Origin of the sequence: Pseudomonas sp. NDM (genome assembly GCF_003105095.1) — a bacterium.
In the GTDB taxonomy this organism is placed as follows: Bacteria; Pseudomonadota; Gammaproteobacteria; order Pseudomonadales; family Pseudomonadaceae; genus Aquipseudomonas; species Aquipseudomonas moraviensis_A.
On record NZ_QETJ01000117.1, the window covers coordinates 1 to 15,667 of the forward strand.

A 15,667-nucleotide genomic window follows, 5' to 3' on the forward strand; every position below is an offset into this window, starting at 1 on the left:
CTGCAGAGGACCGCATTCCAGATGTCAGATTGAAATGCCTTCCAGACTGTGGGAGCGAGCCTGCTCGCGAAGGGGCCCTCAAGGTCACCACCAAACTAATTCTTGCTCTCGATCTTCCCGCCCGCATCCGGATCGTAAAAGTCCGGAATCTCGTACTGGTATTTCTTCAGCCAGCGCTGCATCGCCAGTTCGCGTTCGGTGGCGGTGGCGCTTTGGGGTTTGGGTGAGGCAGCTTTGTTGCGGCTTTGCAGGACCAGCCAACCTTCGGTTTCCTGCTGCTGCGCTGAAGCGGGGCCTGCGTCGATGGCGTGGGCGCTGAGGGGCAGGGTGAGCAGGGTCAGGTAGCACAGGCCTTTGCGGATGTTCATGGCTGTCTCCTTACTTGAGCGTCGGCGGTAGCGGGTCGATGAAGGCGGCGACGCGGTCGCCGGGTGTGGCTTTGGCGTGGGTTGGCGCTTTGAGTTTTTCCGCCCGTTGCTGCGCTTCGGAGAATTGCTCCGGGGTCAGTTTCGAGCGGCTGACGATTTCGGCAGCTTGTGGCCAGTCGTTCTGGTAGAGCAGCAGGGTGACCATGTTCAGCGTCGCCAGTTGATTGTTCTGGCTCAGTTCGATGGCGGTGAGGAATTCGAATTTCGCTTCGTTGAGGCGCAGTTGGTTGAGGTAGACCACGCCGAGGTCGTTGCGGATTTTCTCGTCGGTGGGTGCCAGGCGTGCGGCGCGCTGCAGGTGGGCCTGGGCCTGGCCATTGTCGCCACGGGCGGCGTAGACCTGGCCGAGGCCGTGTTCGGCCTGGGCGGTGAGGCAGCCGCCGAGCAGGCTGCGATAGAGCGGCTCGGCTTCGCTGCGGCCGAGCAGGCGATAGACTTTGGCTTTGCGCAGGCGCACTTCGCTGAGGTTGTCCGGCAGGCTTTGCAGGTTGGCCAGGCTGGCGTGGAGCTTGCCGTCGCTGGCCAGGTCATCGGCGAGGTTCAGCGACAGTTCCTGCTCCGACGTGAGTTTGCTGCAGCTGGACGGCGACAGCAGCGAGGTCCACGGCGCCTGGCCGTCCGTGGCGCAACCGCTGAGCAGCAACAGGCTTGCCATGACTATCAGTACTTTCATCAAACGCTCTCCATGAGCCAAGGTCAGTTTGCGAAGGCGCGGGCAATGGCGGTGAAGCCCGGGCCGGCCAGTACGATCAGCAGGGCCGGAAACAGAAACAGCATCATCACCACCGACATCTTCGCCGACATTTTCGAGATGTATTCCTGCAGCCGGGTCAGGCGGCGGTCATCCAGTAATTGCTTGAGCGCCAGCAGTGATTTCATCGCGCCGCCGCCCTGGTGGATCAGTTGCTGGAGGATCACGCAGGTGTCGGTAAATTCGTCCACTGCGAGCATCACCGCGGTCTTGTTCAGCTCCTGCCCCAGCTCCAGACCCGAGTCGACGCGGCTGAGGATCAGGCGCAGTTCGCTGGTCAGCTCCGGCAGCAGTTTTTGCGCTTCGATGCTGAGCACGCGCAGGGCTTGTTCCACCGCCATGCCGGATTCGAAGAGGATGCGCAGCAGTGGAATGAACGTGGAGATTTCCACGGCGATGGTTTTCTGCCGGCGGGCGGCGGCGTAGGCGAGCAGGCGTTTGGGCAGCAGATAGCCGCCGCCAGCGGCGAACATCGGCGCCATCCAGCGGTGGCTGGTCTGCGGGAAGAACACTTCCTGCAGAAAGATCGCCAGCCCCAAGGCGAGCAGGGGTGTGCCGATCTGGCAAGCCGCGAAGAGGGCGCGTTCATTGGCACGACGCCAGCCGAGGCGGCCGAGCAGGGTCTGGGTTTCGCTGTCGATGCTCACTGAGCCCCGGCCGAAGCGGGTGTTGCCCAGCGCACGCAGCCAGTGGCCGAAACGGTTCTCCCGCACCAACTGGCCCTGCAAGCGCTGATGCACCTGACGCACGCGGCGGCGCTCGGTGAGCAGGTGATTGCCCACCAATAACAGCGAACCGAGCAGCAACAACAACGCCGCGAGCCAGACCATCTCAAACGCTCCGCAACATGCGCCACAGCGCCAGACTGCCCAGCACCTGCAACGCGGCGGCAGTGAGCAACATGGTCTGGCCGCTTTCGTCGTGCCACATGCCAAGCATGTAGCCGGGGTTGGTCAGCATGAAATAGCTCACCAGAATCAGCGGCAGCAAACCCAGCACCCAAGCGGTCATGCGCGTTTCCCCGGTCAGGGCGCGCAACTGCCGAGCGCCCTGGTCACGCTCGCGGATCAGTTTGATCAGGTTCTCCAGCAGCTCACTGGCATTGCCGCCGTAGCGATGATTGACCTTCAGGCCGAGGGCGAACATGCGCAGTTCGTCCTGCTCGTAGAGTTCGGCAAAATCGCTGACTGCATCAGGCAGATTCACCCCCAGTTGCACGTTACGCTGCACTCGGCCCATGGCGGTTTTCAGCGGATCCTCGCTGGCTTCGATACCGCCCAGCACCGCATCGCTGAGGGTGCGCCCTGACTTCAGGCTGCGCACCGTATGGTCGAGCAATTGCGGCAGTTGTTCGATCATCCGGCGGATTCGGCGTCGGTAGCGAATGGCGATGTATAGCCGCAATGCCACGGGCGGCGCGATCAGCATCAGCACCAGTCCGACCCAGCTGGCGAGCAGAAATCCCAAACCCACGGCCGCCGCCCACAGGCTCAGCCACAGGCCGAAACGCTCGCTCGGCTGACCCAGTCCGGCACGCAGAAACATGCGTTCCAATCCCACCCATTTCGTCTGTTCCACGGCCTTTTGCGGTTGCCCGGCGACGAGCCGGTTGAGGACTTTTTCTGTCGCGGTTTTGCGCAGGCCTTGCAGGAACAAATAGATCGACAGCCCGAGCAGCATCAGGCAAATGACGATAAGAATGATCGGTGCCAGCATCTGCGTGCTCCTCGCCGTCAGCCCGGGTGAGCGTCGTGGCGCAGCTTGTCGCCGGCCGGGTTGACCGCTTCGCGCACAAAGCCGAAACCGGTGCGGCGGTCGAGGCGGAACAGGGTGTTGGTGACGTAGACGTCCTCGCGAATGCCGACCACTTCCACCACTTCGCTGACGCAGCGTCGACCATCGGGCATGCGTGTCAGCTGAATGATCACGTCGAGGGCGGCGCAGATCATCTGACGCAGGGTGCGTTCGGCAATCGAGCGCCCGGTCAGCCCGACCAGGGTTTCCAGTCGCAGCAGCGCGTCCTGGGCATTGTTGGCGTGCACGGTGCTCATTGAGCCGTCGTGGCCGGTGTTCATGGCGGTGAGCACGTCGACCACTTCGACGCCACGGATCTCGCCGAGAATGATCCGGTCGGGGCGCATGCGCAGGGCGTTGCGAATCAGGTCGCTGGCCTTGACCTCGCCATGCCCCTCGGCATTGGGCGGGCGGGTTTCCAGACGTACCACGTGCGGATGGCCGAGTTGCAGCTCGGCGACGTCTTCGATGGTCACCAGCCGTTCGTGCGGGTTGATCAACTGGCTGAGGATGTTCAGCAGCGTGGTCTTGCCGGTGCCGGTGCCGCCGCTGATGAGGATGTTGCAGCGCTTGCCCACGGCGTTCTGCAGGAATTCGAAAATCGCCAGATCGATGGTCTGCATCGCCATCAGATCGGTGCTCTTGAGCATGTCCTTGCGAAACTTGCGGATCGACAGGCACGGGCCGTCGAGGGCGATCGGCGGGATGATCGCGTTGACCCGGCTGCCATCGGGCAGGCGCGCATCGACCATCGGCGAGGACTCATCGAGGCGTCGACCGAGTGGCGCGAGAATCCGCTGCATGACCCGCTCGACGTGATGCGCATCGATAAAACGCAGATCGCTCTGATGCAGTACGCCGTCGCGCTCGATGAACACCCGGTGCGGGCCGTTGACCAGGATTTCCGTCACCGACGGGTCGCGCAGCAGGACTTCCAGCGGGCCGAAACCGGTGAGCTCGTCGACGATTTCTTCGCCGAGACGCTCCATCTCGTAGCGCGAGATTGCCAGATGCAAACGGGCGATGTATTCGGCGACCTTGTCGGTGACGAACTGCGCCAGTTGCTGGCGCGAACCTTCCAGCAGGTTTTGCCCCGACTCCTCGATGGCGTCGATGATGTAGCGGTGCAGGACCAGTTTCAGGCCTTCGTGATCGCTGTTGCCGATCGCTCCGCGCGGCGTGGCGCCAAAGAGTTTTTCTGCGCTCATGAGCTGCCTCGCAGACGGTCGAACCAGGTGACTTTCGGTTTGCTCAGGCCTTCGGAACGCTTCGCCAGGCGTTCGCCGAGCGTGCGCAGGCTCTGGGTGAGTTTTTCCCGTGGCGCCAGTTCGAACAGGCTGACGCCCTGGTTTTTCGCGTTCAGGCGCACGTCGGGGCTGAAGGCCAGCACGGCGATGACTTGCAGATTGAAGGTCTTGCCCAGGGTCTCGGCATCCGGCGCAACGTTGTTCAGGTAGCGATCGATCAGCAAGCGCCCGTGCTCGAGCTTCATGCCTTTCTCGCGCCACTGGTTGAGCACGGCAAGGTTGCGTCGGCAATTGAGCACGTTCTGGTCGGTGTACCAGAGCAGCTTGTCGCAATGGCTGACAAAGGTACGCAACGCTTCACTGTCGGCCTGTCCGGTGAGGTTCACGACAATGTGCTGGAAGTGCTGACGCAGGGCGCTGAGCAGCATGTACAGCTCGGCGGCACTGGTGGTTTCCAGCGGTTCGTCAGTATTGGCGTAGGCGAGAATGCGCAGGCCGTGGTCGGCGCTGGTGAAGGCACTGTCGATCAGCGTGGCGTCGAGACGGCGCAGGTGGCGCAGGGCATCGCCGAAGTGAAACGAGCTCTCCAGGCCCAACAACGCGAGGCTGTCGCCACGGGGCAGGCCGAGGTCGAGCAACAGGGTTTGCTGGCCGCTCTTCTGCACCACCATGGCCATGTGATTGGCGAGCAAGGCACCGTCGGAACTGCTCTGCACGCCGTACATCACCGTTAGCCCGCCGAGCTGGGTGTTGGGCGCGACGGCCGGCAGGCGTTTGCTCAGGCGCCGTACCAGTCCGGCGACTTCGCTGGAGCGTGAGCCATAGGCGACAAAATCCCGCGCGCCGGCGCGCATCGCATTGAGTACGAGCTGATTGTCCATGCCGTCGCCGAGGGCAACGATCGCCAGCATTGGCTTGGCCTCCAGCGCACCTTCGATCAGCGCACTTTGCGCCACGACATGCTCGCGATCGAGGCCGACGAAAACCAGATTGGCGAACGTTACATCGACCAGTGCGAGCAGTTCATCGAGGCTGCCGGCACCGGCGCTGACCACTTGGCCGAGCGGGGCGAGGGCGCTTTGCAGCCATTCCAGATCGGTGCTGTTGCGGGTGATGGCGAGGAAGGTCTGACTGAGGTTCTGGTTCATTGCGACAACCCGCTGCGCTTGTCGAAGTTACCGTTCTCAAGGAAAAACATGCGGTAGAAATTCGGGTCGTAGTTGCGCAGTTTCTCCCCCGGCAACGACGGCAGTCGCGCGTCCGCCGCCAATGGCTGGACCAGATGCGGGGTGACGATCATCAGCAATTCGCGCTCTTCGCGTTTGATCTGCGAACCCTTGAAAAATGCGCCCAATATGGGGATGTCGCCAAGGCCCGGAAACTTGTTCACCTGTGAACTGTTGGTTGTGCTGATCAAACCGCTGATGACAAAACTTTCGCCATCGCCCAGCGACACGCTGGTGTCAGTGCGGCGAATGGTCAGCGCCGGAACGGTGGTGCCGGCGATGTTCACCGCGTTGGCAAAATCCAGTTCGCTGACCTCTGGGGCGACTTTCAAGGCGATGCGGTCGCGGCCGATGATGGTCGGCGTCAGGGTCAGGCGGATGCCGAATTCCTTGTACTCGATCGACACACTGTCGCTGCCGGAACTGGGGACCGGGATCGGAATTTCGCCACCGGCAAGGAAGCTCGCACTCTGCCCGTTCAGCGCCACCAGACTCGGCCGCGCCAGGGTGTAGGCGAAGCCGCTGGTTTCCAGGGCGTTGATGATCGCCATGGTCTTGCCGCCGACCCAGGAAAAATTGAACAGCGAGTTATCCACCGGCAGGCGCGGCTGCGGCACGCCGTCAATCGGCGGCAGTGTGCCGGGTGAGCCGAACAGGAAATTGCCGCGGGTGCCGATCAGCGAGGCGGTGGCTTCCTTGAGTTTGGTGCGGCTGACTTCGACGAAACGAATGTCGGTCTGCACCTGCGACGGCAGGGTCGGATCGTCGGACGGCACGCTGCTGGTCAGCGCCGTGGTCGCTGCGCCCTGGACGAAAACCATGGCTTGCTGTGGCTGCGTCGAGCAGGCAGTCCAGACCATCAGGCTGGTTGCGCCGGGGCCGACGCCAGTGAGCAAAAAGGACGAACCGCCGTTGGCATGCACGTCGGCAATTTTCGGATCGCCGACCGCCAGGCGGGTGATCGCCACGGGTGACTGCATGTCCTGCTGGAAGCCTTCACCGATCTCGATCACCGAGGGCAGACGCGGCAGTGCCGAACAATTGCCGACCGCCGCTAGGGCGGAGTCCATCGACAATCCCAACAACAGCAAGGCCCGGAGCGCCGGTTTCAATGTCGGTCTGAGTCGACTCTGCATGCACGTGAATCCTTGCGCAGTCATGGGGTTTGTTGGCTGATCTGGTTGCCGCGAATGATCTCCACCGCAGGCCTGGGGGCCGCGCCGACACTGGCGGTTGAAGGTGCTCGTTGAGCGCCACCCAAAGCGAGTTGAGTGAACTGGAAAAGCTGACTGTTGGCGCGATCCAGATGCGCGGGCGATTGCGTTTCGCCGGCCCAATATCTGGCCAACCGTTGTTCTTCGCTGCTGCGCACCGCGAGACGCAACGTGCCGACCTGGGTCGCGAGCATCAGACGGCTGAGCAATTGTTCCGGCACCGCCAGCACCACGGTGCGCGCGGCGATGCGGCGCTGGTCCTGTTTGATTTTTTCTTCGGCGCTGAGGCTGGGCGATGCCGGTTGGCCGTCGTTGGTCAGGCCGTACTGTTCGCCGATCCCGAGCACGCGCAAGGCCGGAACGGCGATCTGCGCTGACTGCTGCAGATTGCTCGCGTCTTCGCGCAAGTACAGCAGCACATCGACATAATCCCCCGGCAGCAATTGCCCGGCGCCACCGATCACTTCGTCGACGGCCACGGTCAGTGCGCGTTCGTCGCGGCGAATCATCCGCGCCAGCGCGCCACCGGCCTGAAAGCTTTCGTCGTTGAGCCAGGTGCCGGCGCTGAGGTGCCGCCAAGGTGTGCGACCCACGGCTTGTTCAATGCTGGTCAGACTGCCGGCCGGTGCACTGCGCAGTTTTTCCACGGCCACATCGGCGGCGGTCAACGGTGTGAACGGCGGTACATCGTGGACCAGCACCACCACCGGTTGGCGGGTCTGGTCTTCGGCAATCGCGACAGTCTGTTCAACGCTGAGCGCGGGTACAACGGGCGCCTCCGCGACCGGGGCCGGCTGACGACTGAGCACCAGCCCCCAGTAACCTACGAGAACCGCGCCGAGCAATAGCAACGCGGCAAGGCCCATGGTGACGCGACTGTTCATGACGGCTCTCCTTTTCCTGCTGCACAAGCCAACTGCAATTGCTCTTGAGAGGCGTACTGATCTGGCAGCTATGAACATGCAACTATTTCGCTATTTCCAAGCTAGCTGATCCAAGCAAAAGCGCCATTAGTGACAGGCAAATAACCCACCAAAGTATGAGTTTTGGCCAATTGACAATGGGAAACGGCGGCGACACGTTGGGATTAATGCTTTGTGATTAATGCGTTCTTACAGTTGTTGGGCGGGGGTTTGTTGACAATGCTCAAGTGGCACGGTGGAACCATGCCGCGGTCGTGATGTGGGCGCCAGGGGCGCGAAGGAGTGGAGCTATGTTTCGTATGACTTACGATTATCTGATGGCCAAGGCTCGGGCGTTTGCCAGCAGCGAAGAGGGCGCTTCGGCGATTGAGTATGCAATCGTGGTGGCGATGGTGGCGGTGGTGGTGGTTGCATTCGTTAGCCCGCTTGGAGACAGGGTGCTGGCGATTTTCAACAATGTTCTGACGTCGCTCGATGGTACGGCTGTTACTCGGCCAACACCTTGAGGCTTTTGAACACTGCACCTGGCTGATATCGCACTACACTGGATTTACCTTTCAGCATTCAGGTATTGCCTATGAACGCGCCTTCGCCGTCCCGCCAACAGTTGCTTCTGGTCGACGATGAAGAGGACGCGTTGCTGGAGTTGGCGGAGTTGCTGGAGGGGGAGGGCTTTACCTGTCATACCGCGACGTCGGTGAAGTTGGCGTTGCATCTGTTGACCCGGCATCCGGATATTGCCTTGGTGATTACTGATCTGCGCATGCCGGAAGAGTCGGGCATGTCGTTGATCAGGCGGCTGCGTAAGCATACGTCGCGTGAGCATTTGCCGGTGATTGTGATGTCGGGGCATGCGGATATGGAGGATGTCAGCGATATGTTGCGGTTGCAGGTGCTGGATCTGTTTCGCAAGCCGATTTATCACGTCAGGTTGTTGGAGACTCTCGATAATCTGTTTCCAAAGGCTCGGGTTGGGGCTGGGTGAACTCGGCGGCCTTTGGGCCGACCGTGTTGGTGGGGGTTTGGGTGAATATCCGTTGCTGCGGGTGTTGCTGATTACGGTTCCGCCCTTACGGCGGGTCACCTTTTTCAAACGCCAAAAAGGTAACCCAAAAGGCTTGCTCCTACGTTCGGCCCTCGCAGGCTCGGGTTCCTTCGCTCCGGGACTGATCCGGGCGCAGCGGCTCCGGTTTGCTTCGCTGCACCTCCTTCCGCTGTGTCTGGCTGCGCCAGACGGTCGCTGCGCTCCCACGCCCGGATCAATCCCTCCACTCAGCCTTCCGACGTCGCCGGTGGATCAAGATCAAAAGCACTCGAGCTTGCGCTCATTGTTGAGTGGTGCGGCTTCGCCGCGGGCAGCTGCGCTGCTTTGTTTTGGCTTTTGTAGGAGCGAGCCTGCTCGCGAAGGCGGCCTGCCAGCCGACCTGTTTCTCACTGAACGCCCACGGTCAAACTGTGGGAGCTGGCTTGCCAGCGAAGGCGGCCTGCCAGCCGACCTGTTTATCACTGAATACCCACGATCAAACTGTAGGAGCGAGCCTGCTCGCGAAGGCGGCCTGCCAGCCGACCTGTTTCTCACTGAACGCCCACGGTCAAACTGTGGGAACTGGCTTGCCAGCGAAGGCGGCCTGCCAGCCGACCTGTTTATCACTGAATACCCACGATCAAACTGTGGGAGCTGGCTTGCTCGCGAAGGCGGCCTGCCAGCCGACCTGTCTCTCACTGAACACCCACGATCAAAACTGTAGGAGCGAGCCTGCTCGCGAAGGCGGCCTGCCAGCCGACCTGTTTCTCACTGAATACCCACGATCAAAACTGTGGGAGTGAGCCTGCTCGTGAAGGCGGCCTGCCAGCCGACCTGTTTCTCACTGAATACCCACGATCAAAACTGTAGGAGCGAGCCTGCTCGCGAAAGCGGTGTGTCAGTCGAAACAATCCTGACGGACACACCGCTGGCTTCTCACAACTGATAACTGAAACTGATGCTGTACCGCGGCTTGCGATTGAACGTGTCCAGCGCTTCATCGGACATGGCCTTCGCCACTTCCAGGGCGATGTTGTAGTACTTGGCATCGCCAAATCTCAGCCCGACGGCGGTGGATGACAGGTTGTTGGCCTGCACCGGTAGTTGGTTGAACCAGCTGCGCGAGCGGTCGAGGACCACGTAGGGTTGCAGGATGCGCACCCAGTTGCCGTCGCGGTTGAAGCTGTAGTTGACCTCGTAGGCCACGCCCCAGCCCTTGTCGCCCGAGGCTTGGTCGTCGGGGTAGCCACGGCCGAAATTCTGTCCGCCGAACACCGCGCGCTCGCTGTCGGGCAGGGTGTCGTCGCTCCAGTACAGCGCTGCCGAGAGCACGCCTTGCCAGTTGTCGAGAAACTTGTCGCTCTGCACGCCGGACAGTCTCACGCGGAAGAAATCCAGATCGATGTCGTCGTAGTTGGTGTTTGCACCGAGGCTGTCGAAACCCTGGTAGACGCCGGCGCTGAGGATGCGCAGTTGGCGGGCGTCGGCCTTGCGCCAGTCGCCTTCGAAGGCGAGGGCGCGGACGTCGGTGCGCAGCTCGGTGCTGAAGGGGAAGTTGACGCCGTCGTAGCGCGTCTTGTCGTCGACTGCGTAGAGGCGTGAGCCGGCGGTCAGCAGTTCGTTGGCGGAGGCGATCAGGGGCATGCTGAAGCCGATCGAGTAGCGATCATTCTCGCGGTGGGTACTCAGGCGCCCACCGCCGCCGACCAGCACTTCGGTGTCCGGGTCGGCGCGGTAGCGCGAAGCAGAGAGGTTGAGTTGCGTGCCTTCGGCGTCGAGGAACTGGCTGTAGTCGAGACGGTAGTAATGCTCTTTGTCATCGCCCGGTGGGAACAGGCCGCTGAGGCTCAACTGTTCGCCCATCGACGTCTGCGAGTTGCTGCTGACACCGAGCAACGCCTGCGGGCCGTTGCGGTTGTCTTCGGTGGTGCTCAGGGTGCTGGTGAACGGTTTGCGGCTGGCCTGGGCGACCAGGGTGGTGGCGCCATCTGTGGTGCCCGGTGGCGGCACTTGCGCTTGAATCGTTACGCCGGGAATGCGGCTCATCAGCGTGGTGTAGCGCTCGAAGGTCTTGCGCGTCAGCGGGCGTTCAGCCTGGATTTTCGCGGCGAGTCTGTCGAGCAGGCCTTTGACCCGGCCGATGTCGCCCTGCATCTGGATATCGCGCACGTAGCCTTCAACCAGCACCACCCGCGCCACGCCCTCATCGAAGTCCTGTTGCGGCAGAAACGCGTAGGACAACAGGTAGCCGTCGTGCTGGTAGCGACGGGTGATGTTGCGCGTCGCTTCAATCAGTTCGGCAAGGCTGGCCTCACGGCCGATCAATGGTTTGTAGACTTCGGCCAGTTCGTTGAGTGGATAGATCGTGCCGCCTTCGATCTGCACGGTCTTCAGGTTGATCCTGGTTTCCATCAGCAGTGGTTGTGCGGCGGTCGCGCCGGGATCCGGCACTTGCAGCGGTGCCGCGCTCGGGCGATAGGCGTCGGCAGGAAGGTTGGGGACGGGCAGGTTGCGGGTGGTTTCGTTGCTGTTGAGAAAACTGGGCAAGGTGTCGGCGAGGGCAGCGGAACTGAGGCTCAGGCACAGCAGGGATGCCAGTACGCGCATAGGACACTCCATGGTCAGAACACAGCACAGGGCAGGTTTTTCCTTAGAAAAAAGGCGGAAGACTCGTGGGAATCTTCCGCCCTCAACCAAGCGTAGGCGCTGTAGGTAAGGCCGTCGAATCGGCCAGGTGCAATTTAGCGTTTGTTGCCCCCAAGCGCGCCGGTCAGCCCGCCGAGCACCCCGCCCAGGCCGCCAGTTGTACCGCCAGTGGCAGTGCCGCTGTTGACCAGCCCACCGACGGCCGCCACGGTGCCGCCGACATTGGTTACCAGCCCACCGACTGCCGTGGTCACCGGGGTGTTGGTCGCGGCGATCGCACCGCCGAGGCTGCCCACCGCTGCGCCCACCTGCCCGGTGATACCGGCAACCGGAGTGCCGAGACCGGTGGCTGCGCCGACCTGTTGAGTGACAGTGGTGACCGCGCTGGTCACAGGGTTGAGACCTGCTCCCACTGCGGCGCCAACGCTTGCCAGCGGCGAAGTGGGAGCGGTGATCGGTGTGCCCGAGCCACCGAGTACGGTGTTGAGCGAAGCGACTGCGTTGCCCAGGCCACCCGCGGTAACGCCACCGGCACTGACCACGCCGCTGGTGCTGCCGGCATTCAGACCGGTGCCAACATTGACCACTGCGCCACCGACGGTTTGCAGCAGGCCGGTGCCGCCCAGACCACCACCGACGCCACCGGTACCTGAGCCAGTGCCGTTGGACACCAGACCGCCCGCTTTGCCGACCGCCGTGCCGGCGTTGCTCAAGGCGCCGCCCAGGGTGTTGGTCAGGGCACTGCCGTTGCCGGCGTCGGTGACTTTGCCGCCAAGGCTGTTCACCGTGCCGCCCACCTTCGAGATCACACCTTTGAGCGGATCACCCAGGGCGGTGGCATCGCCAAGTTTATCGGTGGTGCTTTCGACCATGGCGATCACCGGCACCAGGCCGCTGCCGACCTTGTTGGTCAACTGGCTGGTCGGGCCGTTGCTGAGGGTGGTGTTGAGGGTGTCGCCGAGCATGGTGACTTTTTCACCTATGCCATCGACCAGCGGCACTACTTTGGTCACGACGCCACCGACCACGGGAACGCGGCTGGTCGCTGTGTTCAGTTTGGCGCTGAGATCAGATACGCCATCACCGACATCCGAGACCACACCGCCAACCGAGGCCACGGTGGTGGTCAATCCCTTCGGATCGGTGGCCAGTTTGCCGATGCCATTGCTCACGCCATCGCCCAAGGTGCTGACGACATTGCCAGCGGTATTGGCGACGCTCTGCACAATGCCGCCGGCCAGCGGAACGTTGCTCAAAGCATCACCCACCTGGCCCACGCCATCGCCGACACCGCTGACGGTTTTGCCGACATCCTGCACCAGTGTGGTGGTCACCAGCGAAGGCGCGGCCGGATTGGTCGGGGTGGTGGGATCAGTGGGGTCTGTCGGGTTGGTCGGATCGGTTGGATCGGTGCCGCCGCCGGTTCCGCCAGTGCCACCGGTACCACCCGTGCCCGCTGTTCCGTCGCCAGTACCACCGGTCCCGCCTGTGCCAGCAGTATCGCCGCCGGTTCCACCACCTGCGCCGCCGCTGCCATCGGTACCCGCCGTACCATCTGCAGTCGAGCTGCCGGAGCTGCTGCGATGACCGCCACCGCCGCTGCTGCAGCCGACGAGTCCTACAGAAAGAATCAGTGCCAGCGCGATTGCCGATTTGGACCACATCACTTGAGTTTTCATGATTGAGATTCCTGCACCTGTCACAACGTTACGTTGCCTTCGATGGCCCGCTGATCTGTCGTCGGCGATGCCTCGTCCGTGCTGGTAATCTCAGTCGATCGCAGGTTTTGCACCATTCTCAAGTTGGTATTAACCCCTTTATATTCAAGGCCCGGCGCAATCCCGAAGGACTAATACGCAGGTGATAAACACGCAAAAAAACGCCTTGAAATTCAAGGCTTGGCTTTTTGCAAAGCGGCGGGCAGGGCGCGGAAAAACTTAAGTGATATATACACAATTAACGGGTTTTTCCGCCCCCGTCAGATCAGGCGATCGGTTGCCATTGGCCGACCATATGTTCCAGGTCGCCGGCACCGACCAGGCGCAATTCGCCGCTGGAACCCGCTGCGCTCGCCAGCAACGTCACTTCACTGGGCAGGCGCACCGGTTTGCGAAAGTGCACGGCGATTTCCAGGTTGGCTTTGGGCAGGTGATCAGAGAGCGCCGCCAGCGTGCGTGCCTTGTTCCACAAACCATGCGCGATCGCCGTGGGAAAACCAAACAGCTTGGCGCTCGCTGCACTCAGGTGAATCGGGTTGTAGTCGCCGGAGACTTTCGCATACTGGCGACCAATATCGGCGGGCGCCGTCCAGCGCGTCACCTCGAGCAAATCCTGCGACGGCTCCCAGTCATGTGCCTGCGCCTCGCCCTCGAGTTTCACGCCGCGACAGAGCATCCGGCTCTCGGCTTCCCACAGCGGACCGAGCTGATCGTCCAGGGTGGTGAGCAGATCGAATGTCGCGCCTTTGGCATGCGGTTGCAGGTTGTGCACGCGCACGCTGGCTTGCGCGCGACTGATAGCCCCCATCGGGCGCAACACGCGAATGCGGTTGCTCAGGTGAATCAGCCCGAGCAGCGGGAACGGAAAGTTCTTGGCCGTGAGCAATTGCATCTGCAAGGCGAAGGCGAGGATGTGTGGATAGGTCGGCGGCAGCAGGCCGTCATCGACGAAACCGCAGACCTTGCGATAAGCCGCCAGCCGCTTGCCGTCGATATCGACCCAGCAGCGCAGACCGCTGTCGGGTAGTTGCGTGCCGGTGATTTTGCGCCGTGTCGCCGCGCGCGAATAAAGCCCCGGCAGACTCGGTTCGCGGTCCAGCGTTTGCCATTCGATGCTCATGCTCAAGCCCCCAGAACACTTTGCCCACAGACCCGCAGCGCCTGCCCGGTGAACGCGCCCGTGCCCGGTTGCGCCAGCCACGCCACGGCTTCGGCGACGTCTTGCGGCAAGCCGCCCTGGCCCAGCGAACTCATGCGCCGCCCGGCCTCGCGCAGGCCGAACGGAATGTGCGCAGTCATTTGCGTCTCGATAAAACCGGGGGCGACGGCGTTGATGCTGATCCCGCGTTCCAGCAGTGTCGGCGCCCAGGCCTGGGCCAGACCGATCAGGCCAGCCTTGCTTGCCGCGTAGTTGGTCTGCCCGCGATTGCCGGCGATGCCGCTGATCGAGGCGAGCAGGACCACCCGTGCGTTGTCGCGCAGGGTGCCGCTGTCGAGCAGGGCCTTGGTCAGCACTTGCGGCGCATTGAGGTTGACGGCCAGCACCGCGTCCCAGAATTCAGGGGTCATGTTGGCCAGGGTCTTGTCGCGGGTGATACCGGCGTTGTGCACGAGGATGTCGAGCCCGTCGGGCAGGTGCTCGATCAATTGGGTGGCGGCATCATCGGCGCAGATATCGAGAGTGATCGCGCGGCCGCCGAGGCGGGCGGCGAGGGCTTCGAGATCGGTCTTGGCCGGTGGCACATCGAGCAGGATCACCTCGGCGCCATCGCGGGCGAGGGTTTCGGCAATCGACGCGCCGATCCCGCGTGCAGCACCCGTGACCAACGCCTTGCGCCCCGCCAGCGGTCGGGTCCAGTCGGTCACCGGCGTGGCGCACGCGGTCAGACGAATCATTTGGCCGGAAACGAACGCACTTTTCGGCGAGAGGAAGAATCGCAGCGGACCTTCAAGTTGATCTTCGGCGCCCTCGCCGACGTAGATCAGCTGCAATGTGCCACCGCCGCGCAGCTCTTTGGCCAGCGAACGGGAGAAGCCTTCAAGTGCTCGTTGCGCGCTGGAGGCGAACGGATCACTCACGGATTCCGGCGCGCGACCAAGGATCACCAGATGCGCGCTATGTTCAAGGTTCTTCATCAATGGCTGGAAGAATTCGCGCAGTTGCTTGAGCTGGTCGGTGTGCTGCAGATCGCTGGCGTCGAACACCACCGCTTTGAGCTTCGGCCCGTGGCCGGGAATCCACGCGGTGGCCAGCGCGGACTCGGTGCCGTAGCTGTAGATTGCATCGGTCAGGCGATTGGCAAACACACTGATCCGTTCGGCCAGTGGCCCGCCACCGATCAACAGCGCACCCTCGATCGGCCGCAGACGCCCCGCTTGCCAGCGTTCCAGCCGCACCGGCGACGGCAGGCCCAAGGCCCCGACCAGACGATGGCCGAAGGATGAGTTGGCGAAGTCGATATAGCGGTCAGACATGGAACGCTCTCCAGAAGTTGGGGTTCAAAGTGTGGACTGCCTACGGCAATCAATCGTTCGATCGACGCAATAAGGCCTACGCTGGTTTAGCAGAGTAGTTTGGCCGCGGTGGTTTTGTAGCCAGACACAAATCCAGAAACAACACCGGCCCCTTGTAGGAGTGAGCCTGCTCGCGATAGCGGTGGGTCAGAAACGTGTCATTAGCCTGATACACCGCTATC

The 15,667-nt window shown here is 62.4% G+C and carries 14 protein-coding genes; 2 read left to right on the top strand and 12 right to left on the bottom strand.

Annotated features, from left to right (window positions below; translation table 11 throughout):
* Nucleotides 1–95: 95 nt before the first annotated feature.
* The 8 genes from DCO47_RS19790 to cpaB are packed head-to-tail and all read right to left on the bottom strand — an operon-like array spanning nucleotide 96 to nucleotide 7,544.
* Nucleotides 96–368: a DUF3613 domain-containing protein gene (locus tag DCO47_RS19790; protein ID WP_083354125.1), complete on the bottom strand. Its 273-nt coding sequence runs from the start codon at nucleotides 366–368 to the stop codon at nucleotides 96–98.
* A gap of 10 nt (nucleotides 369–378) precedes the next feature.
* Nucleotides 379–1,101: a lipopolysaccharide assembly protein LapB gene (locus tag DCO47_RS19795; protein WP_064362957.1), complete on the bottom strand. Its 723-nt coding sequence runs from the start codon at nucleotides 1,099–1,101 to the stop codon at nucleotides 379–381.
* A 23-nt stretch (nucleotides 1,102–1,124) separates the two neighbouring features.
* Nucleotides 1,125–2,009, bottom strand: coding sequence for a type II secretion system F family protein (locus DCO47_RS19800; RefSeq protein ID WP_116658737.1), 885 nt, complete (start codon nucleotides 2,007–2,009; stop codon nucleotides 1,125–1,127).
* Nucleotide 2,010: 1 nt separating this feature from the next.
* Complete coding sequence (locus DCO47_RS19805; RefSeq protein ID WP_116658738.1) at nucleotides 2,011–2,895, bottom strand: type II secretion system F family protein; 885 nt, start codon at nucleotides 2,893–2,895, stop codon at nucleotides 2,011–2,013.
* A 17-nt stretch (nucleotides 2,896–2,912) separates the two neighbouring features.
* The gene (locus tag DCO47_RS19810; RefSeq protein ID WP_042609751.1) at nucleotides 2,913–4,181 is read right to left on the bottom strand and encodes a CpaF family protein; all 1,269 of its coding nucleotides are present in this window, start codon (nucleotides 4,179–4,181) and stop codon (nucleotides 2,913–2,915) included.
* Complete coding sequence (locus tag DCO47_RS19815) at nucleotides 4,178–5,368, bottom strand: pilus assembly protein (RefSeq protein WP_065615552.1); 1,191 nt, start codon at nucleotides 5,366–5,368, stop codon at nucleotides 4,178–4,180. Before DCO47_RS19815 ends, DCO47_RS19810 begins: the two co-directional genes overlap by 4 nt.
* Nucleotides 5,365–6,582, bottom strand: a complete 1,218-nt coding sequence (locus DCO47_RS19820) for a type II and III secretion system protein family protein (protein WP_095180895.1) — start codon at nucleotides 6,580–6,582, stop codon at nucleotides 5,365–5,367. Before DCO47_RS19820 ends, DCO47_RS19815 begins: the two co-directional genes overlap by 4 nt.
* Nucleotides 6,583–6,602: 20 nt before the next feature.
* Entirely contained in the window at nucleotides 6,603–7,544 is a 942-nt protein-coding gene (gene cpaB / locus DCO47_RS19825) for a Flp pilus assembly protein CpaB (protein ID WP_116658739.1), read from the bottom strand.
* Between the two features lie 338 nt (nucleotides 7,545–7,882).
* On the opposite strand from cpaB, the gene DCO47_RS19830 reads away from it, so the two are divergent.
* Together DCO47_RS19830 and DCO47_RS19835 are read left to right on the top strand one after the other, a co-directional pair.
* Entirely contained in the window at nucleotides 7,883–8,089 is a 207-nt protein-coding gene (locus DCO47_RS19830) for a Flp family type IVb pilin (RefSeq protein ID WP_116658745.1), read from the top strand.
* A 71-nt stretch (nucleotides 8,090–8,160) separates the two neighbouring features.
* Complete coding sequence (locus tag DCO47_RS19835) at nucleotides 8,161–8,568, top strand: response regulator (RefSeq protein WP_083354131.1); 408 nt, start codon at nucleotides 8,161–8,163, stop codon at nucleotides 8,566–8,568.
* Nucleotides 8,569–9,543: 975 nt separating this feature from the next.
* Here the strand turns inward: DCO47_RS19835 and DCO47_RS19845 are convergent.
* The 4 genes from DCO47_RS19845 to DCO47_RS19860 all read right to left on the bottom strand — a co-directional run bounded on the left by DCO47_RS19845 (nucleotide 9,544) and on the right by DCO47_RS19860 (nucleotide 15,446).
* A complete protein-coding gene (locus DCO47_RS19845; protein WP_116658741.1) occupies nucleotides 9,544–11,214 on the bottom strand; it encodes a ShlB/FhaC/HecB family hemolysin secretion/activation protein in 1,671 nt (556 codons plus the stop codon).
* 134 nt (nucleotides 11,215–11,348) lie between these two features.
* A complete protein-coding gene (locus tag DCO47_RS19850) occupies nucleotides 11,349–12,932 on the bottom strand; it encodes a collagen-like triple helix repeat-containing protein (RefSeq protein ID WP_116658742.1) in 1,584 nt (527 codons plus the stop codon).
* A 304-nt stretch (nucleotides 12,933–13,236) separates the two neighbouring features.
* Nucleotides 13,237–14,091: a MaoC/PaaZ C-terminal domain-containing protein gene (locus DCO47_RS19855; RefSeq protein WP_116658743.1), complete on the bottom strand. Its 855-nt coding sequence runs from the start codon at nucleotides 14,089–14,091 to the stop codon at nucleotides 13,237–13,239.
* A 2-nt stretch (nucleotides 14,092–14,093) separates the two neighbouring features.
* Nucleotides 14,094–15,446, bottom strand: coding sequence for a 3-oxoacyl-ACP reductase (locus DCO47_RS19860; protein ID WP_116658744.1), 1,353 nt, complete (start codon nucleotides 15,444–15,446; stop codon nucleotides 14,094–14,096).
* Between the last annotated feature and the right edge of the window lie 221 nt (nucleotides 15,447–15,667).

What these genes read in the sequence shown, in the direction of transcription:
- DCO47_RS19790 (WP_083354125.1), bottom strand. Translation starts at nt 368, where the DNA reads ATGAACATCCGCAAAGGCCTGTGCTACCTGACCCTGCTCACCCTGCCC.
- DCO47_RS19795 (WP_064362957.1), bottom strand. Translation starts at nt 1,101, where the DNA reads ATGAAAGTACTGATAGTCATGGCAAGCCTGTTGCTGCTCAGCGGTTGC.
- DCO47_RS19800 (WP_116658737.1), bottom strand. Translation starts at nt 2,009, where the DNA reads ATGGTCTGGCTCGCGGCGTTGTTGTTGCTGCTCGGTTCGCTGTTATTG.
- DCO47_RS19805 (WP_116658738.1), bottom strand. Translation starts at nt 2,895, where the DNA reads ATGCTGGCACCGATCATTCTTATCGTCATTTGCCTGATGCTGCTCGGG.
- DCO47_RS19810 (WP_042609751.1), bottom strand. Translation starts at nt 4,181, where the DNA reads ATGAGCGCAGAAAAACTCTTTGGCGCCACGCCGCGCGGAGCGATCGGC.
- DCO47_RS19815 (WP_065615552.1), bottom strand. Translation starts at nt 5,368, where the DNA reads ATGAACCAGAACCTCAGTCAGACCTTCCTCGCCATCACCCGCAACAGC.
- DCO47_RS19820 (WP_095180895.1), bottom strand. Translation starts at nt 6,582, where the DNA reads ATGCAGAGTCGACTCAGACCGACATTGAAACCGGCGCTCCGGGCCTTG.
- cpaB (WP_116658739.1), bottom strand. Translation starts at nt 7,544, where the DNA reads ATGAACAGTCGCGTCACCATGGGCCTTGCCGCGTTGCTATTGCTCGGC.
- DCO47_RS19830 (WP_116658745.1), top strand. Translation starts at nt 7,883, where the DNA reads ATGACTTACGATTATCTGATGGCCAAGGCTCGGGCGTTTGCCAGCAGC.
- DCO47_RS19835 (WP_083354131.1), top strand. Translation starts at nt 8,161, where the DNA reads ATGAACGCGCCTTCGCCGTCCCGCCAACAGTTGCTTCTGGTCGACGAT.
- DCO47_RS19845 (WP_116658741.1), bottom strand. Translation starts at nt 11,214, where the DNA reads ATGCGCGTACTGGCATCCCTGCTGTGCCTGAGCCTCAGTTCCGCTGCC.
- DCO47_RS19850 (WP_116658742.1), bottom strand. Translation starts at nt 12,932, where the DNA reads ATGAAAACTCAAGTGATGTGGTCCAAATCGGCAATCGCGCTGGCACTG.
- DCO47_RS19855 (WP_116658743.1), bottom strand. Translation starts at nt 14,091, where the DNA reads ATGAGCATCGAATGGCAAACGCTGGACCGCGAACCGAGTCTGCCGGGG.
- DCO47_RS19860 (WP_116658744.1), bottom strand. Translation starts at nt 15,446, where the DNA reads ATGTCTGACCGCTATATCGACTTCGCCAACTCATCCTTCGGCCATCGT.